The following is a 23871-nucleotide window of genomic DNA, read 5'->3' on the forward strand; positions in this document are numbered from 1 at the left end:
CTATTGGTTTAAAAATCGATCGCGAACTTCCATCAAACAAAAACCTAAAAGATTCTGACCCCGCCAGTTCTTAGGTTCGGAAGCACTTTCATGGTTCTTACTCATTCCTATTCCCCATATTCTATCTCTTGGACTCGCCTCAACAATAATCCTTTCTTTAGTTTTAAATAAAAAGTCTTTGAGTTCAGCATGTTGCGAAAACTTTAAAAAGTTTCCATGGATCACAATTCGACAGCGATGGTTTTCCCATTCGATCGCGTCAAAGTTTCTTACCATTCTTCCATATTTTTTTGCTTCGGCCGGATGTTTTGATTCCATAATTTTTTGCAACATTTCATGGTCATTGAAAAGTTTTGCTTTTCCTGCCATCATATAGTGTTCAGTCGACTGATAAATAATACCATTTTCCTCGAAAGGATGACCCGCCCACCATTGACTCAGACAAGTAGAAGAAATAGTGCCATCCTTTGAAGGAGTGTGTCCCCAAAAGAACAAATACTTAAATTTTAAATTCTTTTCCAAGTTTTGAACTAACCAAGCTCTGCTATACTTCATTTTTTCTCAATTCGTTTTTGTAGATGCTATAATTCTCCTCATCAAAACATACAAAGACAATCTTTTCTAGAGTAGATTCACGAGAACGAATGGTCTCAATCGCTATTTTTGCCGCACTTTTCTTTGGATAATTATAGATACCTGTACTTATATTGGGAAAAGCAATAGATTTTATTTCGTACTCATCTGCTATTTTTAAACAATTGATATAACAATCCATTAATTTTTCTGCCTCATTGGATTGTCCATTGTTCCATCGTGGCCCTACCGTATGTATCACATATTTTGCGTTTAGATTGCCTGCCGAAGTAAGTACCGCTTCCCCCACCTTACATCCCCCTTGTCTATTCCTAATTTTAATGCAATCTTCCAAAATTTGTTTACCTCCTGCCTTATGGATTGCCCCGTCAACACCTCCTCCTCCCAACAAAGAGGTATTTGCCGCATTAACAATGGCCTCTATTTCCAATTGGGTGATGTCAGCTTGTATAAGCTCAATTTTAGCACATGGTTTCATGAATGGCTTTAATTTTATTTGTGTAAATATAACACAAATAAATAATATATTCAACAAAGCCTAAAGAATCAGGTATTCTATTCCTTAGGAATTAAATTCATTAAAAACAAAAAGCACCATAAACCCATAGTTTATAGTGCTTTAATCTTTACTTTGAAATAAGTGTCGGGGTGGCAGGATTCGAACCTGCGACCTCCGCGTCCCAAACGCGGCGCGATAACCGGGCTACGCTACACCCCGAAATGGTTATCTAAATAACGTTTTGCTCCTCGTTTCTTTATTTTTTTCTCCAAAAGCAAGGCTTCGGAGCGATTGGAAACTTCTAGTTGCAAAACCAACTTCCAAGGAGCTCCACTCTTTGTAGATGGAACATTTCCCTTGTTATGTCTTATCAATCTTTTTTCAATATCTGCGGTTTGCCCCACATAATATCTTGAACGTTTTTCACTATACAATATGTACACCCACATACTTACAGTCTTTTCGGGTGGTCACGCCTCTAGCGTGACGACCTCCGCGTCCCAAACGCGGCGCGATAACCGGGCTACGCTACACCCCGAAATGGTTATCTAAATATCGTTTTGCTCCCCGTTTCTTTATCTTTTTCTCCAAAAGCAATGCTTCAGAGCGATTGGAAACTTCCAGTTGCAAAACCAACTTCCAAGGGTTTCCACTCTTTGTAGATGGAACATTTCCCTTGTTATGTCTTATCAATCTTTTTTTGATATCTGCAGTTTGACCCACATAATATCTTGAACGTTTTTCACTATGCAATATGTACACCCACATATTTACAGTCTTTTCGCGTGGTCACGCCTCTAGCGTGACGACCTCCGCGTCCCTAACGCGGCGCGATAACCGGGCGAGACCTGCCACGCTATGCGTGGTGCACCCCCAAATGGTTATCTAAATATCGTTTTGCACCTCGTTTCTTTATCTTTTTCTTCAAAAGCAAGGCTTCGGAGCGATTGGAAACTTCTAGTTGCAAAACCAATTTTTCAGGCTGCAAAGATAGTATAATCTTTCTGAAAAAAAATAGCTTTAATACGGAATAAAAGCAAAAGGAACGTTAAATATGCTTAACGTTCCTTTTCTATACTTTTTATATTGAATTTAAACTTTATCGATACAAGGTAAAATGGCCAACATATTGCTGTTTATCCCGATCATTGGCATTGACCACATACCAGTAATCTCCCGTAGGCAACTCCTTACCTTCATAGGTGCCATCCCATTCTGAAACGTTATCCAATACGGCCACTACCCTTCCGTAGCGGTCATATATTTTCACTTCGAGGTTCGGGAAGAACTCACGGTTTCGTGGGAAGAAAACATCATTCTGATTATCGCCATCTGGGGTAAAGAAATCAGGGATATCCAACATACCATCAAAATCAAATGGGAAGACCACCATAGCCTCACAACCATTCTGATCTACTACGCGAATAGTCACCGTTGCATCTTCGGTAATATTAAACACATTATCGCTTCCTGTAGAGGCTCCTTGGAAGAAGAATTCATATCCTCCAAAACCACCGGTAACAGTAGCTGTAATTTCATCCGGACCTGTTTTTTCAGCGGTCAAGGTCAATGGATCATAAGCATCTATTGTAAATTCGACAAAAGTGGCGCATCCATTTTCATGATAAATATATACCGTATGATCTCCCGCAGGAAGGTCGCCCCAAGTACGTTGCGTTCCTGCCACTGCAATATCATCTACATCCAGGGAGAACAGTACTCTTGGCAATACGCCATTATCCTGCATCTCAACCGTGACTGTACTATTTGGAAAAATTCCTTCACAACCATATTGCGGAATTGCGGTTGCGGCCAGATCCACCCCTAATTCAATAGGAATGATCACATTGGCAGTACATCCATTGGCATCCCTAATGAAGACCACATGGGTATTTACCGGTAAATTGTCATAGAACAAGTTATCGTTACGTACAAAATCCGCATCATCAGAAGAATTCAAACTTGTTTCATAATACGATACCAGGGTTATTGGATCTACAAAAGGAGTACCTCCTGTAATCGTCAATTGTGCGGTTCCATCGGCAAATCCTATACATGTTTCATCGGTTTCCACAGAGGATGCTGTTAATTCGTTAGGTTCACTGATCGTCAAGGTCGTTAATTCAGAACATCCTTGGGAATCTTGTATTAGAATGTCATAATTGCCAGCCGCCAAATCGGTAAAGGTATACTGTCCCGGTGTGGTAGGGTCACTAAAGAATTCATTAAAATTCGGTGAAATAGCGAATTGCAATAATCCTTCTCCCCCGCTGGTTACTTCTATAGTAATACTACCATCGGTCTCTCCATTACAAGAAACTGGTGTGGCTATCTCTGTAAATACTATTGGAGCCGGACGCACAATTTCATAAGGCCCTTCCACATCGCCACAAGTAAGACCACTGGTCACTGTAACATAATATGCAGTTCCTTCTGGTAAGCCTTCAAAAGTTCCATCAGTTTGCGGTCCCCGTACTAGTGTAGCACTGGCATTGGGATTGAATGGATCAGCTCCAGGATCTCCCATATACAATCTAAAGCTATTGTTTCCAACACCTCCGGAAGCAAAAGATTCTATTCGTCCATCAGTTTCAGAGGCACAGGAGATATCATCCGGTAAATTTACAACAAGATCCAAATTCTGTGCATCGATCAATGTTAATCCATTGGAACGTACCACATCACAGGTGTTTCCAGTATTGATCTTCCGTACATCATACTGATAAAAACCAGGTCCACCACTAATTAATATGGAGGTTATCCCCGCTCCCATAGATATGAAAGGATCATTGATCGGGTCAGGTGTATTTACAGGCCGGTATTCATAATCAAAACCAACTTCAGGATTCTCTATACTCAATTGCATTTGTCCTTGACCTCCACATCCAGGCGCTTGAACTTGCACCAAATTTGGAATAATTGGCGGCGGTGGATCTACAAAATAAGGCACGGTAACACCTATACAGCCAAAACTGGACGATATCTCTATAGCGTACCATCCTGCACTCAGGTATCCTTCTCCAGAGGCACCAATAAAAGTTGGGGTACTTTGAAGACCACTTCTAGATACCTCATCCGTAATATCATTGCTTCCCAAATAAATCAATTGATAGATATATCCGGCACCGGGAACACCTCCTGTAGCACCAGGAGTTGCAGTGATTGCATCTCCCGTTGTTGGGTCATAAGCTTCCAAGACCGCATTATTTCCAGCAGGACACACTAGAGCCTGAGGTTCACGTATTCCAGCCTGAATCGGAGGGATAGCTGCCAGCGTAATATCAAAAGAAGTCTGACATCCTTCAATATCCCGATATTCTATTCTATAATTTCCACTGCTTAGGTTTTCAAAATCATTTTGATTGGAATAGGCTACAATTTCATTATAGGTTCCGGTACCATCATCCAACAATAAGCGATATTCATAAGGGGCAATATCCCATCCACCGGTCAATGAAGCTTGTATTCTACCTGTATTGTCATTACAGCTTACATTACCCACTTCTATAGCATCTGGTACCAAAGGTCCATTAGGCGTACGTATGGTGGCTAAATTACTGACTGCCGGACAGAAAGGATCTCCCGTAGAGGCAATACGAACCACGAAATTTCCTCCCGGCAAACCGCTTATTCTTGCAAGATCGCCATTGATATCAGGGAAGTTTGCAGTATCAAAAGTTCCTGTTACTCCTGTAGAGGTTTCTGCTCCACTGGTATCTCTTTCGAATACTTCATAGGTATACACTCCAACATAGTCCGTTACTTCTATAAACAGGGCACCATTGTTATCCCCTGCACAAATAATCGGACTTGCCTCTTGTATGTTCACCGTAGGCACAACAGGATCGTTGACCGTGTGCAATGGCAATGGATAGTCACATCCATTTGGGCTATTATCACGAATTACAAATAAGTAATCTCCCGCAACAGGTAGAGATACATCTACAAAGTTGTCTCCAGGCGTATTGGTCACGGGCAATACCGTAGCCACCGAATTCGTCATTACGGTAAAATCAGTAGTTCCTGCAACGGTAATACGAACAATCTCATTATCCCTGCAATTCAAGGAAGTGATATTGGTGATTGTAGGTACCACATCGGATGGCGGATTAATCGTGGGCAAGCTAAATTGCGCTTGACATCCATTCCCATCAATGGCGTATACCGTTATATTCTGTGGAGCACCATTGTCTATAATTTCAAAAGTATTTCCAAGTTGGTAATTTTCAAAACCAGTAATACTGTATTGGTATCCTCCCGCAGCTGTTCCCGGGTCTACAATGTTTACTGTAATTATCGTGGAACTAAATCTATTTGATCCAACCTCACATGTAAAATCAGGGGCACTTGCGGAAATGGAGAAGGGAACGGGCTCAGTGATTTCAATAAGACCGGAAAGCACATTACAATTTCTTGCGGTAACCACATCCACTTCATAACGCCCTGGCGCCAAGCCCGTAAAGGAACCTGTACCATTATTGGTAATTAAAGCTCTGGTATCAAAATTTAAAAGTCGATAATCTATTGGCGTATCCACATCGGTACCACTTCGTAATAAAATATCAATACTACCATCATCAAATCCATTACAGGATACATCTTGATCGATCACATTATCAATAATCGGCACTACCGCAGCATCTAAATTAATATTATCCACTAGGAAGGTACAGGCACCACCTGCATCGGAAACAAGGTTATCCGTGACCATAACTTGGTATGCTCCTGGTGGATATCCCGTAAATATTCCTGTTAAGTTTGTCGTAATCAGTGTGCCACCTCCATCTCTCAATTCAAAAGTAAAGTCGCCACTACCTCCAGTGGTAGTGATGGTAATTTCGCCATCGGCACTATTACATGTAGGCATCGTAGAAAAATCTCCGGAGGCTGCCAAGAATTCAAAAACTTCAGCAGTTCCCGTACTTGTACAACCATTGATGTCTACAACGTCCACTACATAAGTCCCAGGGCTATTTACCGTAAAGGTTACGGTAATTGGGGCCGTTGGTGGATTTAATGGATCGGTATTCACCGTTTGACTTACACCTCCAAGAGTAAAAGTTGGACTATTGGTAGTCGCGGGCATACTCACTTCAATATCAAAAGTAGTCGTGGTTACATCACATTGGTTATTCACCAAAAATGTTGGTGCGGGCAAAATAGGATCTACCTGTATAATGGTAGCAATATCAAAAGAAGTACATCCACTGACATCCCTCACATATACATCATAATTTCCTGGGGGTGCCGTAAAGGTTGTTGCCGTGGTAAAATCTGCAGGAACCGGGGCTACTCCATCAGGAACAAAGGCAAAGGTATAAGGACCTCCTGCGCCACCATTTCCTTGAACCGTTATTTGTCCATCCGCGTTACAATTGGCGGGTATTGTGGCTAAAATATCGATAGATGGGAGGTTTTGATCAATGGTAATACCCGTAGCATCATTACAATTATCGGTTAAGTCGGTTACAATGACCTGATAATTCCCTGGTAAGGTCTCATAGGTATTGGCGTATGGTGGCGACACGTTAATTGGACTTTCAATAGTAATCCGTGTTCCATCATCGGTATTCAATAATTCAATGACCAAATCGCTACCCGGTGCAAAACCTGTAACTTCATAACTAATTTGCCCATTTCTATTTACATCACAGAATCCAGCGGTCGATGTAGCCGTAATATCTAAAGTTGTTGGACCATCAATGGGAGGTATCTCATCAAAATAGATACAACCCGTAGCCGTATCGGTTACTTCCACCGTATAGGTTACGCCAAATTGCAAGCCCGTAAAAGTATGTCTTCGTGGTAATGCAGGACTTCCATTAGGCGTTACGGGAGGATTGGGATCTCCGACCAAACGGATTAAGAAAGGTCCTGTTCCGCCAACAATATCCACCGTATTGCTAAACCCTGTCACATCACAAGTAGGTAGTGGCATAGGTAAGGGAACCACATCCACAACGGCTTGCGTTACGGTGACCGTATCTTCATCACGACATCCAAGGCTATCTATAGTGACCACGGTGTAGGTTCCGGGCGCTAAATTCGAAAATGTCTCGTTGGTACTGGATGTTGGTCCTATTCTGGCTATTTCAACACCAAATTGATCTTCCAAAATATAGGTATAATCAGGTGTACCTCCAGTAACTGCAGTCACCTGTACCTGACCTTCTACGGTACCTGTATTACAAGTGGCCGTGATATCCGTGACCGTGGCATCTGGCGGAGGTGTGGCGTCCACTGGGATGGTTACCGAAATTACCCCCGTATCACATCCTCTGGCATCCCGAACTACATATTCGTAAGTCTGCCCTCCGGTCAATCCGGAATATAAGGTTTGATCGGTAAATGTACCCGTTAGTGTTCCTGCAAGTCCAAAATCGACCTCAAAAGGCGGAACTCCGCTGGAAGCCGTAGGAATAATGCGAATACTACCATTATTGGGATCGCTACAGCTTGAAGGTGTCAATTGATGCGTTGCACTGATATTCACCGGTGGATCAAGTACCAAGGGGTTCGAAGTGGCGACACAACCTTCGTTATCCGTAATTCTAAAAACATAGGTTCCAGGAACGGCCGTATCAAAAAAGAAGGTATTTGCCGTTAAGGGTTGTGGCGCTCCAAAAGTGGCACCATTATCATCACTTATTTCATATTGTTTTGGTCCGGTTCCAGATAAATACCCTCCTCGGGCCCGTACACGGATTCTACCTGGAGCACCACCACAGGGAATTTCCGTATCTAAATCCAAAATGGCCCGTAAAGCACCATTGATCGTCACATTTATGGAATCGGAACAATTATTGGCATCGACTACTTCAACGGTATAGTTTCCAGGAGAAATATTATTGAATACCGGACTCGCTTGTAGCGGACCATTGTTAATGCGGTATTGAAAAGGCCCTGCAGCTGTCCCAGCCGTTGCGGTAACCGCAATGGTAGCCCCTGTTACGGGGTCAAAACAACGATTGGTGAGTGCCGCGTCCAAAGCTATGGTTGGAGGATCTATAGGAGTAAGTGTAAAATCAAATGTAGCTGTACACCCTTCTGCATCTGTAACAGTAAGGGTATAGTCCCCAGCTTGTGAAAGATTACTAAAAGTTATTCCGGACTGCGGCCCTACTGTTGTAGTTCCATCTGGATACGCTAAACTATATCTGTTTCCTCCCCAACCTCCGTTAGCATTGGCAACTACTCGCCCTACATTGGAATTGGCACAGCTCATATCAGTAACGTTTCCTGTAAGACTCAAAGGTGTGGTAGGTTCTTCTATGGTAATACTAGCCGTATCCGTACATCCCGTATCTACATCGGTTACCGTAATCGTATAGGTTCCTGCTCCGGAAGGTGGCAAAGTCACTGTTCCGTTATTTTGAGGACCCCCAGTTATGGTTCCGTTAATATCGTAGGTATAATTGGTAGCAAAACCATCAATAATAAAAGTACCACTACCGTCTGTGGCCCCTGTACATACCCTGGTATCTCCACCCGATTGTACCCTAGCCCTAATAGAGCTGATCACAGCTGGAGTAAAGCTATCGGTATAAAAACATCCATTGGCATCCGTAATTCTAAACTGATAGGCCGTATTGGTATTTAAGCCCACAAACGTATCATTAGCACCATTATCAATACTTACAGGACTAATAACTTCATAACGGACGATAGGAGCATTGCTTGTTGGAGTTAACTGTACATCGGTGGTTCCTGCCGCACAATTGATGTTACTCTGGGCAAATGCAATATCGGTTGGAGGATCCACATCTAAAATGGTAATTGGAGTAAGTTCCAAACGGCACCCACCACTATCTCGTATAATAGGAGTATAGGTTCCCGGAGCTAAGTTAGTATAGAGGGTTTGTGTTGAAAAATTGGCGGGATCATCTCCAGATATACTAAAAACGTACCCACTACCGGCTCCTCCACTAAAAGGGCCTATAAATTCAATAATTCCGCCATCAGTGCCTCCGGCAGCGTTACATACTAAATCTTGATTTTTTACTGCATTCCCGGAAATGGCACCAACGCTATTCACCGTGATACTAGCAGGTATGGTAAAAATACAATTGAAACTTCCCTGTTCGTACAGCACTTGAATGGAATTGTAGGTGCCTGCTGGAACGGTCAATAAAGGGTTTGTGCTCCAGGGGTCTGCCGGATCGGCCCTAAAACTTAAATTATATCCTCTGGCATCCACAATAGTAATATCCAATTTGGCTCCTCCGTTAGTACAGGTGCCATCAATACCGGCTACAGTGACGTCAGGGGGTATTAATTCTTCCACATTTGCGGAAGCCGTGATCATACAGCCATTACTGTCAGTTATCACAAAGTCATATGCGCCTGCGGTAGTCACATTATAAGTTGTATCGGTGGTGTATGGAGCTGCTGAATTCCCTCCATCACTCACCGTGAACGTATACGGAGGAACACCTCCTGAAGTTCTTACGATAATATCTACATCATTCGCGCCACAAGTAGGATCGGCACTTAAACTATTATTTACTTCAGTAGAGGCTGCAAGTGCAACGATACCATCTCCAATAATGATAGGGTTTCCTCCCGTATCAAAATCCTGTCTTGGTGCAGGAATCCCATTTGCCGGGTCTCCAGTACATTGTTGTGTTTCAACTTGAACACTATAGGTACCAAAACCTACGGCACTAAACGTATAAGGATTATCCGGAATAAAGGTGGTAAACTCTTGAGGCACACCATTCTCATCCAATAAGGTATAGCGATAAGGTCCTGGAACGTCTGTAACGTCAACAGTAATAGAACCCGTTTCTCCAAAACATTGTGCATCGGTGAAGGTAACATCAATGCCAATATCCAATTGTTCGATCACAATAGGCTCATAGGGGTATTCACAAGTGTTTGCCGTTCCTGCCAATCTCGCTTGAACGATATAGGTACCGGGGGTCAATCCATTAAAAATAGGAGAAGATTGCCAAGGTCCAAATCCACTACCATCGTCAATACTATATTCGTAGGCACTGGAAAGGTTCGTAATCTGTATTCTTCCATCGACTCCACAGATAAAATCGGTTTTTACAAAAGTCTGGGTAATGGTACTTTTCTTTACCTTAAAGTAAAAGAAAGATCCTCCATCCACACGAACGCGAAATTCCCCTCCGGTTGCGGACGAGATCGTACTTGCATCTAAAACAAAACTAGAAGCTGTGCTTATGGGAGCAGACCAACAGCTATTTGAGGTATTGGCACAATCGTCATTCACATCAAATGTACAGCCGCCTCCTGGGTTAAATTGTTGCCATTCGTAATTGGTTCCGGCCTGACTAAGGGTAATAATTCTATCATCAAAATCCCCGCAGAGGTTATAGCGGGCCACCGTACTACCATCATTCGCACATATGACTTCCTCATCTGCCCCTTGGATGATGGTCATAAACATCGCAGCATTTGCATTTGCCGCTGTACTAAAATTACTTTTGGTGGATGCTTTTACGTCCTTCTTCGAAGTCGCTTCAGAAGTGTCCTTTGTCTTGCGTATAGCCGCCGTTACTTCAGCTAAGAACCCATATACATTGGTATTGGCTAATGCAGAAGTACCTACTATTGAAATGAAGACCAATAGCAAGGAGTAGGCGATATACCTTCTTTTTCTTGGGAGCATAGGTTAAGTCGTATTTAAGAGAATACCTAGGATTTGGGAGCCTGAATATCCTCAAAGTAATGGTTTATACTTATATTTTCTCTTTATCTTTAGCCTGTTTACAGCCAGAATTATACATTTGAACTAACTAATTATACCTTTTAACGTATATAGATGAAAAAAAGTATTGCCATTTTGTATTTTTTCGTTGTACTGTCGAATTCTTCTTGTGGCCAAAGAGCAGAAAACAAAGTAAATCTTCCTACAACTTCCACCTTTTCCGCGAATCTATTGGTAGGAGGAATCCAAATTCCGTGGGGCATAGCATTCTTACCAGATAATAGTTTATTGATTACGGATAAAGTAGGAGATATATTCCATTTTAAAGATGGACAAAAGACAGAAATTGCCAATGTTCCCAACATATATTTAAGAGGTCAAGGAGGGTTAATGGATATAGAATTGCATCCGAATTATTCCGAAAATGGATGGATTTATATCTCCTATGCATCTTCCGAGGGTCCTGGAAAAGGTGGTCATACGGCTATTATGAGAGCTCGCCTAAAGGACGGCAGTCTTATGGACCATGAAATTTTATACAAAGCAAGCCCAAATACCAGTCGAGGTCAACATTTTGGATCCCGTTTGGTATTTGATGATGATGGCTATCTCTTTTTCTCCATTGGAGAACGGGGACAGCGCGATGTCAATCCTCAGGATATCACCAAGGACGGCGGGAAAATATACCGACTCCACGATGACGGCTCCATTCCTAAAGACAATCCTTTTGTAAATCAAAAAAATGCAAAAAAAGCCATTTATAGTTATGGGCACAGAAATCCCCAAGGTTTGGTAAAACATCCACGTACCGGTGCCATTTGGGACCATGAACATGGGCCTAGAGGTGGGGATGAAATCAATATCATCCAAAAAGGAAAAAACTACGGTTGGCCCCTGGTGACCTATGGTGTAAATTATAGTGGCACTACAATTACCGATAAAACGGAAATGCCAGGAATGGTACAACCTATTCATTATTGGACACCGTCAATAGCCCCCAGTGGAATGGCCTTTGTTAGCTCTGATAAATATCCCGATTGGAACCAGAATCTGTTGGTGGGTTCGCTTTCCTTTCAGTATTTGGAGCGCTTGGAACTTGAGGGTGAAAAAGTGGTATATCGCGAAAAATTAATGGAAGGGTTAGGTCGTGTTCGTGTGGTTCGTCAAGGACCAGACGGCTATATTTATGTAGGTATTGAAGGCAAAGGCGTCTATAAATTAATCCCCAAAAAGTAAGTTTTCTATTTGTTTTGAGACCATTTAGGGGTATCGCAGCTATAGTGGTGTTAAAACAAAACCTATGAAGATCTTCATTTTATTCTACTTTGCCCTTGTATCCATAATGGCTATTTTCACACTTCCCCAAGACAAAGCATTTCAAAAGAGTATAGAGCGGGGAACCGGCTTATACAAGAAGAAATGTGCGGTTTGCCATCATAAAAAAGGGATTGGAAAAGGCAAAAACTTCCCTCCTTTGGCAGGGTCAGACTTCCTATTAAACAATAGAGAGGCTAGTATTAAAGGTGTAAAATACGGATTTACAGAGCCGCTAACGGTAAACGGGAATGTGTACAAAAAAGCGATGAAACCGGTAAAATTGTCGGATACTGAAATTGCCGATGTTTTGAATTTCATATTGAATTCCTGGGGAAATTCGGATCAGACTATGATTACGGAAGCCGAGGTTGCCCAGATTTCGGAATAGTTGTGGGTTTAGATTTTATTTTTCCAGAATTCCAAGGCCTTTTTTACCGAACCATGCTTTTTCAATAATTGCTCCGCTTCCGCATAGGGCAAATCCAGTGCTTCGATCAAATAGCGTGTACCGCGATCTACCAATTTCGTATTGCTCAATTGCATATTGACCATTTTATTTCCCTTTACCCGGCCAATGCGTATCATCAAGGCCGTAGAAATCATATTTAGGGCCAATTTTTGGGAAGTTCCACTTTTCATTCGTGTACTTCCTGTAACAAACTCAGGACCAACATTGATGGCTATGGGGATTTCCACAGCTTTTGTTAAGGGGGCATTGGGGTTATTCGTAATACAGGCTGTGAGCAAGCCTCTTTTTCTGGCTTCTTCCACCCCACCAATAACGTAAGGTGTAGTCCCAGAAGCGGCAATACCTATGACGGTATCCTGTGCTCCTATACCCTCTGCTTCCATATCTTTCCAGGCTTGATCAGGGTTGTCCTCTGCAAATTCCACGGCTTTTCGAATAGCAGAATCTCCTCCGGCAATAAGTCCAACAACACGTTCGTGGGGCATCCCAAAAGTGGGGGGAATTTCCGAAGCATCCAGAATCCCTAATCGGCCACTAGTTCCGGCTCCTATATAAAAAAGACGCCCTCCCTTGTGAAAACGGGTTTCCAAAGCATCTACCACTAAAGTAATCTGGGGAATAACTTCAGCCACAGCATCTGCAACCTTTTTATCTTCCGCATTCATATGTGATAAAATAGTAGCGGTATCCATCTGCTCCAAATGGTCATATAAGGAGTCGGTTTCTGTAATTTTTGTATAATCTGGCATAAGTATTATAAAAGATGAAGTTCTTTTTTTCGAAAAGGAGCCAATTCTTTTGCTGTAGGATCCAATTCGGTTATCATAGTATCTATGGCGTTGATCGCACAGGTTTTGTAGCGATGTCTTGAATTCAGTTTTTCTGATATGGACAAAAGTATGGCTTTTTTGGAAGCTCCGATCACTGCTTTTTTCACTTGAACAATTTCAAGGTCAAATTCTGTTAATCCATCATCGGGATCTACATAGCCCGTACCAATAAAACTATAGTCCACCTGAATTTCTGCAAGTTGATGCACTGCTCCAGCTCCAATACTGATCTGGGCATCTTTGGAAAGTTCCCCGCCCACAAAAATGACTTTGATATTAGGTTTTGTAAGCAATTCCAGAGCCACTGGCAAACTTAAGGTAAAACAAGTGAGATGTAGTTTTATGGGAATCGCCCTTGCCAATTCCAAGCAAGTGGTTCCTCCATCGATCAATAAAACATGCCCATTTTTAATCAATTGTACGGCTTTATTGGCGATTTTCAACTTTTCATCCAAAGCGTAGATATTACTATGCTTTAACTTATAATTGGTAAACCCTAGGGAAATTGCCCCCCCATGCACCTTCCGCAATTTATTTTCCGCATCCAATTCTTTAACGTCTCTTCGTATGGTATCTATAGAAACATTAAGACTTTCCGCTATATCGGTCAGTAGTACCCTATTATGAAGTTCTACCTCATTTAAAATGGACTGATGACGTTCTTCTTTTAACACTATATTATCTTTTTTCTTTAAAATATGCTAAGGTACTAAATAATTTAAAACGCTATTTTTTGCTTTTTTTGTTAACTAAACATTAAATTACAGCAAAAAACTGCAAAATAAATAGCAAAAAACTGCAATGTATGCTGTTTTTTGCTACTTTTGCATTAAATTTTCTGTTAACAGCAAAAAACAGCATTTATGAAAACTCAGCTTGCCCAGTCCGCAATAGCGCAACTTCCGACCGATGAAACCTCTCGAACTCATGAAAAGATTATCACGGATATTTATGAAAATTCAGAGAACGCCTCCCGCTACGTAGCCCAAGAGATTATTGCTTTGGTCAAACAACGACAGCAACAAGGTAAGAAGGCAGTTCTAGGCCTTGCTACCGGCTCTACACCCACAAAAATGTACGATTACTTGGTCAAAGCCCATCAAGAAGATGGGGTCAGCTTTACCAATGTCATCACGTTCAATTTGGATGAGTATTTCCCCATGAAGCCAGATTCCATACATAGTTATGTGCGGTTTATGAATGAACATCTCTTTGATCACCTGGATATTCCAAAAGAGAACATTCATATTCCAGATGGCACTATAGCCAAAGAGGATGTAAAAGCATATTGCGATAATTACGAGCAAGAAATAATTGCCTCTGGAGGAATAGACATTCAAGTGTTGGGTATTGGAAGAACGGGGCACATCGGCTTTAACGAACCTGGATCTTCCATTGGTAGTAAGACCCGTTTGGTACGCCTAGATCGTGTAACCCGACTGGATGCTGCAAGCGATTTTTTTGGACATGAAAATGTACCCACTAAGGCCATTACAATGGGAGTAGGTACGATTATGGCCGCCAGAAGAACCATTCTAATGGCTTGGGGAGAGGGCAAATCCAATATCGTAAAGCAAGCCGTGGAAGGTGAAATCCGTGAATCTGTTCCGGCCACATTCCTCCAAAAACATCAAAATTGTAGTTTTATCTTGGATCGTGCCGCTGCTTCTTCCCTCACTCGAGTCCATACCCCTTGGTTGGTTTCCGAATGTGATTGGGACGAGAACCTCATCAAAAAAGCAACCATTTGGCTCTCGGAGCGACTGGACAAAGCCATTTTAAAATTGACGAATGAGGATTATAATGAGTACGGTATGGGAAGCCTTGTTGCCGAAGTTGGGAGTGCGGAACATATTAATCTTAAAGTATTCAATAATTTACAACGCACGATTACGGGGTGGCCTGGAGGAAAACCCAATGCAGATGACAGCCATCGGCCCGAACGTGAACATCCTTTCCAAAAACGTTCCCTAATATTCAGTCCGCATCCCGATGACGACGTCATTTCTATGGGAGGTACCTTATTGCGATTGGTAGATCAAGGACATGAAGTCCATGTTGCCTATCAAACTTCAGGAAATATTGCCGTATTTGATGATGAAGTCATCCGTTTTATGGATTTTGCAACGGATATTCAAGAAGATAATACTGCGCTACAAGAGGAATTTAAACGGATACGGGAATTCTTAAACCAGAAAAAACCGGGCCAGATCGATAGCCCTCAAATCCAGAAATTCAAGGGCCTTATCCGAAAAGGGGAAGCGCTTTCTGCGTGTCGCTATTGCGGGGTTTTGGAAGAAAACGCACACTTTCTAAATCTTCCTTTTTACGAAACGGGAACGGTGAAGAAAAAACCGTATTCCGATGCGGATATTAAAATCACCTATGATCTTCTCAACCGCATAAAACCGCATCAAATTTTTGCTGCAGGTGATCTTTCGGATCCCCATGGAACACATCGGGTATGCTTGGACATCATTTTTAAGACCATTGAAAAATTGGTAGAAGACAAGGTCGATTGGATTCAGGATTGCTATGTATGGTTGTACCGTGGGGCCTGGCAAGAATGGGATATTGCCGATATGGAAATGACAGTTCCCATTGGTCCCAAGGATATGGCCCGAAAGAAAAATGCCATTTTTAAGCACCAATCCCAAAAAGACAGCGCCATGTTCCCAGGAAATGACGAGCGCGAATTTTGGCAGCGCGCCGAACAACGAAATACGGAGACTGCCCGAAAATACAATGCTTTGGGTATGGCAGAATATGAAGCTATGGAAGGTTTTGTCCGCTATCAATTTTAAAGGAGGTTGTCAATGCGGTCAAAAAAAATCTCCACATCCATTTTAATTTGATCGCTAAAACCATAAAGTGATGCATTTATCTTATTTTTAAACCATATTCATCACTATGATTCAAAAAGATAAGTGGGCTTGGGCATGGGTTCCTATCCTCTATTTTACACAAGGTCTTCCTTATGTTGTTGTAATGACGGTTTCAGTCATTATGTACAAACAACTCGGTTTCAGTAATGCAGATATTGGACTATACACCAGTTGGTTGTATTTGCCCTGGGTCATTAAGTTCTTTTGGAGCCCCTTAGTCGATTTGATCGGTACAAAGCGTAAATGGTTTTTATGGATGCAACTCTTGATATCAGCTGCGCTCTTGGGTATTGGATTGTCTTTGCCTACCAACGCTTTTTTTATCAGCACCCTTGCCTGTTTTTGGATGATTGCCTTTGCTTCGGCTACCAATGATATTGCATCAGACGGCTATTATATGCTGGGGCTCACCGAAAAGAAACAGTCCTTTTTTGTGGGCTTACGCAGTACTTTTTATCGCTTGGCCATGGTTACCGGTGAAGGATTGATTGTTATACTTGCTGGTTTTTTGGAGAATTACTACGGAGACAATACCAAAGCCTGGTCCATGACCATGGTATGTACTGCGGTGCTTATGTTGCTCTTGACCATTGGTAACTTTTTTAGCACACCAAAATTCGAAGCTTCGCAAATCGTGGAAAAAGAAAAAAGCACGGGCATTAAAGATTTGATGCTTTCCTTTATTCGGAAACCGCAAATTGGAATCGCTATTCTTTTTATCCTAACCTTTAGACTAGGAGAATCCCAATTGGTGAAGATGGCCGCCCCCTTTTTATTGGATGATCCCTCCGAGGGAGGGCTTGGCTATTCTACGGAGGCCTTAGGTACTATCTTTGGAACCGTTGGCGTTATTATGTTGACTATTGGAGGAATTTTAGGAGGCATCCTCATTTCTAGGGATGGCCTAAAAAAATGGATGTTTCCCATGATACTATCCCTAAATATTCCCAATGCCCTATATGCTGTTCTGGCCATGACCAAAACTACAGGCATTGTAGCAGTGGTGGCCACAGTGGTTTTTGAAAAGTTTGGTTACGGATTTGGCTTTGCCGGTTTTTTAATGTTTCTGATCTATATCGCCGGAGGAAAATACAAAACATCGCACTATGCCATTGCTACTGGTTTTATGGCTGCAGGAATGATGATTCCGGGAATGATCAGCGGCTATGTTCAGCAATGGTTGGGCTATGAAGGTTTCTTCATTTGGGTGGTTCTTGCGGGACTACCTGCTATTTTTCTTTTAAAGTTTATCCAATATCCTGCCGATTTTGGTAAAAAAACAACAGCTTCAGATGACTAAAATAGCTGCGTACGCCACCATAAAAAATACCATGAGCCTTGCCGAAAAGGTGGGACAATTGTTTATGCCCGCAGCTTTTATCAACGATACGGAAGAAGAAATCCAAGCCTTGGAACGCCTCCTACAAGATTATGCCATTGGCGGACTCTGTTTTTTTCACAGTCGTGCCAGTGCTGCGACCAATTTTGAAGGGAAAAAGAAAATTGTATACAATGAACATAGCTTTGATACCCTGACCCGATTGATCCAACGCTATCAAAAAGCGGCCAAATATCCCTTATTGATCAGTATTGATGCAGAATGGGGCTTGGCGATGCGGGTCGAGAATACTCCGCAATATCCGTATGCCATTACTTTAGGTGCCATTCAGGAAAATACAGCACTAATTTATGAGGTAGGTAAAAACATCGCCCATGATTGTAAACAAGCGGGCATCCATTGGAATCTGGCCCCGGTAGTGGACATCAACAACAATCCCTTAAACCCGGTCATTGGCTACCGTTCTTTTGGTGAAGATAAGCATCAAGTGGTTCACAAGGCGGCAGCTTTTATAGAAGGTGCAACCAGTGAAGGCATCCTAAGTTGTATCAAACATTTTCCGGGACATGGGGATACGGCTACGGATTCTCATTTGGGCCTTCCCGTAATCGATAAAAGCGAAGCCGAGTTGTGGGACAACGAACTCTATCCCTTTCAAAAACTGATAAATAAAGGAGTCGATGCCGTTATGGTGGGTCATTTGGTAGTACCTGCCTTGAGCAAAGGAAAATCGGTCTCCGCAACCTTATCCGAAGATATTATCCAAGGCGTCTTGCGAAAGACACTGAATTTTAAGGGCGTTGTTATTTCCGATGCGTTGAATATGCACAGTGTATCCAAATTGTACGAGCAAAAAGGACTTTTGGAATGGATTGCCTTTCAGGCCGGGAACGATATCCTATGTTTTGCGGAAAACCCTGTGGAAGGCATTGCACATATTGTACAAAAGGCCACTGCAGATGAAATTGAAGCACGTTTCTCCCGTGTCTGGGCGCTGAAAGAGAAAAGTATTCCGATCAGTACTACAGCTTCCAAAACAACCTTACGAAATCCTAAAAAGCTAAATACAAGCCTGGCGCAGGAAAGCATTAGCCTTTTTAAAGGAAAGGAAAGCGACATCAAAACATTTCTACAGGCTCCTTATGAGGCCATAAACTTAGGGAAAGCACATAGGGAAGCTGAGGAACTTATATCGCTTCAATCCCAAGTAAAAAAGCATGATCAAATTCTGGTACGACTTACTCCGCCCCAAGTGAAACCGCTGGATAATTTTGGATTATCCGATGAGCAAATTCGCTTTGTACAAGAACTTTTGGATACCAAAAAAGTGCTGTTATACCTTCTTGGAAACCCTTATGTATTGCAACTTTTTGATAGTAGTACTGCTATGGGGATTGTTATTGGGTATCAAGATTTCGAAACTTTTAAAATACAAGCAGATGCACATCTCAAAGGCATCTTCAGTGCCAAAGGACGTGTTCCGGTCACCCTAAAATCAAAATGAATATGAAAAAATATCGCGTCATCGGTTTAATGTCGGGCACTTCCTTGGATGGTCTGGACATGGTGTATTGTCATATCTGGCAGAGTGCAGGGCAATGGGAATTTGAAATCTTACAACATCAAAGTATAGACTATAGCGCGGAAATGCGCGCACAATTAAAAGATACCATTCACCTCCCTGCCGATACGCTTTTGCAAATGCACAATACCTATGGCAGCTGGTTAGGGGAAAAGACTAAAGCATTTATCGAAAATCAACGTTTGACCGTAGATTTTATAGCCAGCCATGGACATACCACGCATCATCAACCCGAAAATGGCCTTACCTACCAAATTGGATCTGGGCAGCATTTGGCCAATGCCAGTGGCCATACCGTGGTTTGTGATTTTAGAAGCAATGATGTGGCTTTAGGCGGACAAGGTGCTCCATTGGTGCCTATTGGTGACACTTTACTTTTTGGAGAATATGATTTTTGTCTGAATCTAGGGGGCATCAGCAATGTCTCTTTTGATCAATACGGAAAACGGGTGGCATTTGATATTGGTCTGGCCAATATGGTCCTTAATCATATCACGCAAAAAATTGGTTTGACCTATGATGCGGGAGGCGAAATGGCAAAAAAAGGAAAGCTCCTCCCCTCCTTGTTAAGAGCCTTGAATGCCTTGGAATATTACCAACTCCCTTTTCCAAAATCTACAGGTTATGAATGGTTTTTGGAGGAAGTAGTTCCCTTGGTCGATGCTACCGAAGCTTCGGTGGAAGATCTGTTACATACCTGTATCCATCACAACTGCGAGCAAATTGCCCAACAACTACAGCGGTATAAAACCAGAAAAGAAAACCGTTTATGGGTAACTGGTGGTGGGGCCTTGAATCATTTTTTTATAGCCACTCTACAGGAAAAGTTAGGAGATACCATCCAAGTTGTAGTACCCTCCTCAGAGCTCATTGAATTCAAGGAAGCTTTGGTCTTTGCCCTAATGGGCGTACTGCGTATAGAAAGAGAAATCAATGTTTTAAGTTCGGTCACCGGGGCCAAGCGGGATTCCTCTAGTGGGGTGGTGTATTTGCCCTCTTAAACCTCCTAAAAGATAAAATTATGATACTCTGTTTATATAAAAATAGGTTTTTTGGAAACACTACTTTTAGCATTTTTCTTCTTCTTAAAAAAGTTAAGCTTCAAAACCAGTATTTACAGTATACACATATTCTCCTCCACCAAGTAGCCACTTTTTCTTTCTATAGAAGCTCCGTGTAGCATCCTTATCTCCATCTCCTTTTTCTTCATACCCCAATAACCATATCACTTTTACTTTTATTCCCCTGGATTCTTCGATTTTTTCAATTTGTTCTTGACAGAATTTACAAGGTTTATACTCTGATATTATTGTGACCTCATCCCCTTTTTTGGCTGAACTAGAACTCAACAGAAGTATTTCAGCATGACCGCTGGTTCCGCTTTTTGCAATTTCATCATTATTTAAGTTATAAGCATAATTGTGAGATCCTGTAGTAGCAGTTTTATCCGCTACTCTTTGCCTAAACATAGCCTTGACATAATAGAAGTCTGATTCGTATGTTGCCTGGTAACCCCACCACATTTGGGCAATGGCATTGGATTTCGAATCATTTTTAGATAGACTTGCTTCGTTTTTTCCAATCGCATCAGAAGAAGGATGGTGGTACGATTGCATTGCTTTTGCCCCCATCACATCTGCTTCTTTTTCCAAACCAGCATCATCATTGATCTGCACCTTTCCTTTTAACTGCCTAGTTGGTTTAACCCTACCTTGTTTTTGTTGTACCACATGCCAGGCCTCGTGGGGCAAATGCTTTTCTTGTCCGGCCCCCAAATGAATATCCGTGCCCTGCGCATAGGCATGGGCGTTCAATTGCTCAGGTTTGGAAGAATTGTAATGCACCTTTACATCATCCATGGCATAACCCGATAAGTTTTCAATACCCGATTTTAAATTATCGGGAAGTCCTGTATGGTTTGCTTTGCGTTGTAAGGGAGGTGATTTGTCCAAACTAGCTTCATGCATCATTTCCATTTGCTGTTGTTGCACTGCGCTGGCAGGTCGGTGGTCTTGGAATTGAAACTTTGCGATACCAGAATTTTTCTTTGGAGTAGTATGTGGTTCCTTCTGTTCTCTCCTAGATGCTACATATCCGTTCATAATTCTGCATTTAAGTTGGCGGTTGATTCTGATACTTTCGGGAACTTCTTAAATATACGTATTTACAAAATTAAAAATCATCTTTTTCCTACTTTTTTACTCCAAACTTATTTTTTTGATGTATCATCATTAGAACGATACTGGTGCTCAACACCTCCTTGATGGGTATACCTCATTTTATCCACCTATAGTAATGTCACTTCGAGTGTTTTTGCCTAGCGCAGCTTTGCAAAAATGTACTTCGGCAAGCTCAGCAGAACTATCGAGAAGCAATACATAAATGGATCACTCCCTATCCTGTTGGCAAATACACTTTACTTTCCGAAACACGGTCACTTCGAGTGTTTTGCCTAGCGCAGCGGTGCAAAAATGTACTTCGGCAAGCTCAGCAGAACTATCGAGAAGCAATACACCAATGGGTGGTTCTTCAAAAAAGTTCTCGATACGATTTTCTCCTTCCATTGCATTCCACTCGAAAATCACTCGAACGGCCCCTAACTTCCTTTAACACATACAAATCTAAAATATACCCATCATGAAAGCATCTCCTTTCGCCAAAAAATCAAACCAAAACCCATTACACCGATCCATAAGCACAAAGGGGAATACAACCAGGTATCCATCACAGCAAATTGCGTAGATTTCAACACTTTAAAGAATCCAAAAAAATGAAAATCCCCTATGGCCCGTAGCATAAAAATAGAGGGAATCAACCATTGTCCGAAACGTAGGAGCCACTTGGGCCATTGCCATTTCACGTAGCCGGAACGCTGTACATAAAACAAGCTAAATAGAAACAGGCCCATTCCTATAATCAGGCTATCCCATAAAGTAGGAGAAAGAGTTTGTGCGCCTTTTTCATTGGTCGGCAAAGCATGGGATAAACCCCACTCCCCTCCTAAGGCCCAATAGAAATGGATGACAGCAAGTACTAAAAATACCAACGAAAGGAACAATGCAACTCTTTGTTTCATTTTATTCTTCTTTCAATTTCGCATAGCGATGTTCATCGCAGATGACTCCATTTTTTAGGATAGCCTTTCTAAAGACCCCCTCTTTGACATAGTCGTTCTTCTCAAGAACCCGCATGGAAGCCGTATTGAAATCGAACACCCCGGCGTGAATACGCTCCAAAGCCAAGGTTTCAAACCCGTAATGGGTCATTAAAGCTACCGCCGCTGTTCCTATTCCTTTACCCCAATAGGGTTCTCCAATCCAATAGCCGATTTCTCCTGTTTTTCGGTAGACATCTTCCTGAGGACTTAGTTCGATTACCCCACAAAGAGTTCCTTCCCATAAAATCCCAAAAATTTCCAAGGGCTCTTTGGTTTGGGTAAATAAAATAAAGGTTTCCGCATCAGAACGTTTATAGGGATGGGGAAGAACATCCCTAAGACAATTCCAAATCTTTTTATTATTGGCAAGGCGGCTTAGCATTTCTTTATCTTCCAATGTTAAGGGCTTCAATTGAATATCGGTAGGCATTGGTTTATACTGTTGTTTTGTAGTACCAATGTAGTATATTTTACCGTATTTCATCAAGTAAAACATATGAATAGCTTTTTCCTAAAATAAACTCGCTAAATCTGTTCAAGCATACTCCCCTATTGGTTGACGAGGTCGAGAACTAAATCAAGTACAACCCAGATTTAGGCAAAGATAGGGCCTAATCAGAATCAAATGTTGGTTTAAAATCAGAATGACTGGCATTTCTACATTCACTTAAAATCCGAAGCATATCGAAATCACCTCTGGCTAATGTCAGCTTTTTTTTAGCGCCCCATTTTTTTATTTTTTTCTCAAATACAATCGCTTGATGAACGTCATTAAATTCCTGACAAAAAATTAAAGAAACGGGTCTTCTTGTATATGTAAAACTATTTTTATGCCCCCCGGCCTCATGCTCTTTCAATCTTCGGACTATATTATTTGTGAAGCCCGTATAGATTAGACCATCTGAACATTTCAATAGATAAACATAATACGATTTCACTAAGTATGGGTACATTGATTTTTGAAATCACAATATACAGAATATTTTCTAACAAATAGCTCTCGACTGCGCTCGAGCTGACAATTTGAAATATGACACAATTTTATTTCCCTGAAATCCTCACTTTAGGTAAATCACACATTACCCATACCCTATAATTAAGCTAAATATCCTGCCTTCATTACTGTTTTTAGGATTCCGCTCAATTAACTTATTTATGTCAAATCAAGCGCAGTCGAAAGACTCGAATAAACAATTTGGAACATCATACAGTTTAATTTTATCTCTTTGAAATTTTCGTTTAGACGAAGCGTGCATTACCAATTCCATATATTGAGATAAATATGCCCTGTTAGTTCTCATCCAACAATTCAACTCAGTCTTCATACCATGTCAAATCGAGCGCAGTCGAAAGGTTCGAGTAAATAATTTGGAACATCATACAGTTTAATTTTATCTCTTTGAAATTTTCGCTTAGACGAAGTGTGCATTATCCATTCCATATACTGAGATAAATATGCCCTGTTAGTTCTCATCCAACAATTCAACTCAGTCTTCATACCATGTCAAATCGAGCGCAGTCGA

17 protein-coding genes and 1 tRNA gene are annotated in these 23871 nt (G+C 41.7%); 6 read left to right on the forward strand and 12 right to left on the reverse strand.

Going from position 1 to position 23871, the window contains the following annotated elements; genetic code table 11:
- From ACEXOE_RS16720 to ACEXOE_RS16745, 6 genes are all read right to left on the reverse strand, one after another.
- On the reverse strand, positions 1-555 hold the full coding sequence (locus tag ACEXOE_RS16720) for an NADAR family protein (RefSeq protein ID WP_394749976.1): 555 nt from the start codon (positions 553-555) through the stop codon (positions 1-3).
- Positions 545-1072 carry an O-acetyl-ADP-ribose deacetylase gene (locus ACEXOE_RS16725; protein ID WP_394749977.1) on the reverse strand — a complete coding sequence of 176 codons (528 nt, stop codon included), beginning with the start codon at positions 1070-1072 and terminating at the stop codon, positions 545-547. The genes ACEXOE_RS16720 and ACEXOE_RS16725 overlap by 11 nt, the downstream gene beginning before the upstream one ends.
- A gap of 165 nt (positions 1073-1237) precedes the next feature.
- A tRNA-Pro gene (locus tag ACEXOE_RS16730) sits at positions 1238-1312 on the reverse strand.
- Positions 1303-1542, reverse strand: a complete 240-nt coding sequence (locus tag ACEXOE_RS16735; protein WP_394749978.1) for a GIY-YIG nuclease family protein — start codon at positions 1540-1542, stop codon at positions 1303-1305. The genes ACEXOE_RS16730 and ACEXOE_RS16735 overlap by 10 nt, the downstream gene beginning before the upstream one ends.
- A 79-nt stretch (positions 1543-1621) precedes the next feature.
- On the reverse strand, positions 1622-1861 hold the full coding sequence (locus tag ACEXOE_RS16740) for a GIY-YIG nuclease family protein (protein ID WP_394749979.1): 240 nt from the start codon (positions 1859-1861) through the stop codon (positions 1622-1624).
- Positions 1862-2192: 331 nt separating this feature from the next.
- Positions 2193-10730, reverse strand: coding sequence for a T9SS type B sorting domain-containing protein (locus ACEXOE_RS16745; RefSeq protein WP_394749980.1), 8538 nt, complete (start codon positions 10728-10730; stop codon positions 2193-2195).
- Between the two features lie 153 nt (positions 10731-10883).
- On the opposite strand from ACEXOE_RS16745, the gene ACEXOE_RS16750 reads away from it, so the two are divergent.
- Complete coding sequence (locus tag ACEXOE_RS16750) at positions 10884-12005, forward strand: PQQ-dependent sugar dehydrogenase (RefSeq protein ID WP_394749981.1); 1122 nt, start codon at positions 10884-10886, stop codon at positions 12003-12005.
- A 64-nt stretch (positions 12006-12069) separates the two neighbouring features.
- Complete coding sequence (locus ACEXOE_RS16755; protein WP_394749982.1) at positions 12070-12474, forward strand: c-type cytochrome; 405 nt, start codon at positions 12070-12072, stop codon at positions 12472-12474.
- Positions 12475-12482: 8 nt separating this feature from the next.
- On the opposite strand, the gene ACEXOE_RS16760 is transcribed toward ACEXOE_RS16755, so the two are convergent.
- Together ACEXOE_RS16760 and ACEXOE_RS16765 are read right to left on the reverse strand one after the other, a co-directional pair.
- Complete coding sequence (locus tag ACEXOE_RS16760) at positions 12483-13304, reverse strand: N-acetylmuramic acid 6-phosphate etherase (RefSeq protein WP_394749983.1); 822 nt, start codon at positions 13302-13304, stop codon at positions 12483-12485.
- A 5-nt stretch (positions 13305-13309) separates the two neighbouring features.
- The gene (locus ACEXOE_RS16765) at positions 13310-14059 is read right to left on the reverse strand and encodes a DeoR/GlpR family DNA-binding transcription regulator (protein WP_394749984.1); all 750 of its coding nucleotides are present in this window, start codon (positions 14057-14059) and stop codon (positions 13310-13312) included.
- Between the two features lie 189 nt (positions 14060-14248).
- Between ACEXOE_RS16765 and nagB the strand changes: the two genes are divergently transcribed.
- From nagB to ACEXOE_RS16785, 4 genes are all read left to right on the forward strand, one after another.
- Positions 14249-16189 (forward strand): glucosamine-6-phosphate deaminase, encoded by a 1941-nt coding sequence (nagB, locus tag ACEXOE_RS16770; protein ID WP_394749985.1) that lies wholly within the window; start codon positions 14249-14251, stop codon positions 16187-16189.
- Positions 16190-16295: 106 nt separating this feature from the next.
- On the forward strand, positions 16296-17570 hold the full coding sequence (locus ACEXOE_RS16775; RefSeq protein WP_394749986.1) for an MFS transporter: 1275 nt from the start codon (positions 16296-16298) through the stop codon (positions 17568-17570).
- The gene (locus ACEXOE_RS16780) at positions 17563-19113 is read left to right on the forward strand and encodes a glycoside hydrolase family 3 protein (protein ID WP_394749987.1); all 1551 of its coding nucleotides are present in this window, start codon (positions 17563-17565) and stop codon (positions 19111-19113) included. The genes ACEXOE_RS16775 and ACEXOE_RS16780 overlap by 8 nt, the downstream gene beginning before the upstream one ends.
- Before the next feature lie 2 nt (positions 19114-19115).
- Positions 19116-20192, forward strand: coding sequence for an anhydro-N-acetylmuramic acid kinase (locus ACEXOE_RS16785; RefSeq protein WP_394749988.1), 1077 nt, complete (start codon positions 19116-19118; stop codon positions 20190-20192).
- A 93-nt stretch (positions 20193-20285) separates the two neighbouring features.
- On the opposite strand, the gene ACEXOE_RS16790 is transcribed toward ACEXOE_RS16785, so the two are convergent.
- The 4 genes from ACEXOE_RS16790 to ACEXOE_RS16805 all read right to left on the reverse strand — a co-directional run bounded on the left by ACEXOE_RS16790 (position 20286) and on the right by ACEXOE_RS16805 (position 23301).
- Positions 20286-21293, reverse strand: a complete 1008-nt coding sequence (locus ACEXOE_RS16790) for an eCIS core domain-containing protein (protein ID WP_394749989.1) — start codon at positions 21291-21293, stop codon at positions 20286-20288.
- Positions 21294-21826: 533 nt separating this feature from the next.
- Complete coding sequence (locus ACEXOE_RS16795; protein ID WP_394749990.1) at positions 21827-22267, reverse strand: DUF3995 domain-containing protein; 441 nt, start codon at positions 22265-22267, stop codon at positions 21827-21829.
- Position 22268: 1 nt separating this feature from the next.
- The gene (locus tag ACEXOE_RS16800; RefSeq protein ID WP_394749991.1) at positions 22269-22844 is read right to left on the reverse strand and encodes a GNAT family N-acetyltransferase; all 576 of its coding nucleotides are present in this window, start codon (positions 22842-22844) and stop codon (positions 22269-22271) included.
- Positions 22845-22959: 115 nt separating this feature from the next.
- Positions 22960-23301, reverse strand: coding sequence for a GIY-YIG nuclease family protein (locus ACEXOE_RS16805; protein ID WP_394749992.1), 342 nt, complete (start codon positions 23299-23301; stop codon positions 22960-22962).
- Positions 23302-23871: the final 570 nt, after the last annotated feature.

The organism is Spongiimicrobium salis, assembly GCF_043678055.1.
Taxonomy (GTDB): domain Bacteria; phylum Bacteroidota; class Bacteroidia; order Flavobacteriales; family Flavobacteriaceae; genus Spongiimicrobium; species Spongiimicrobium salis.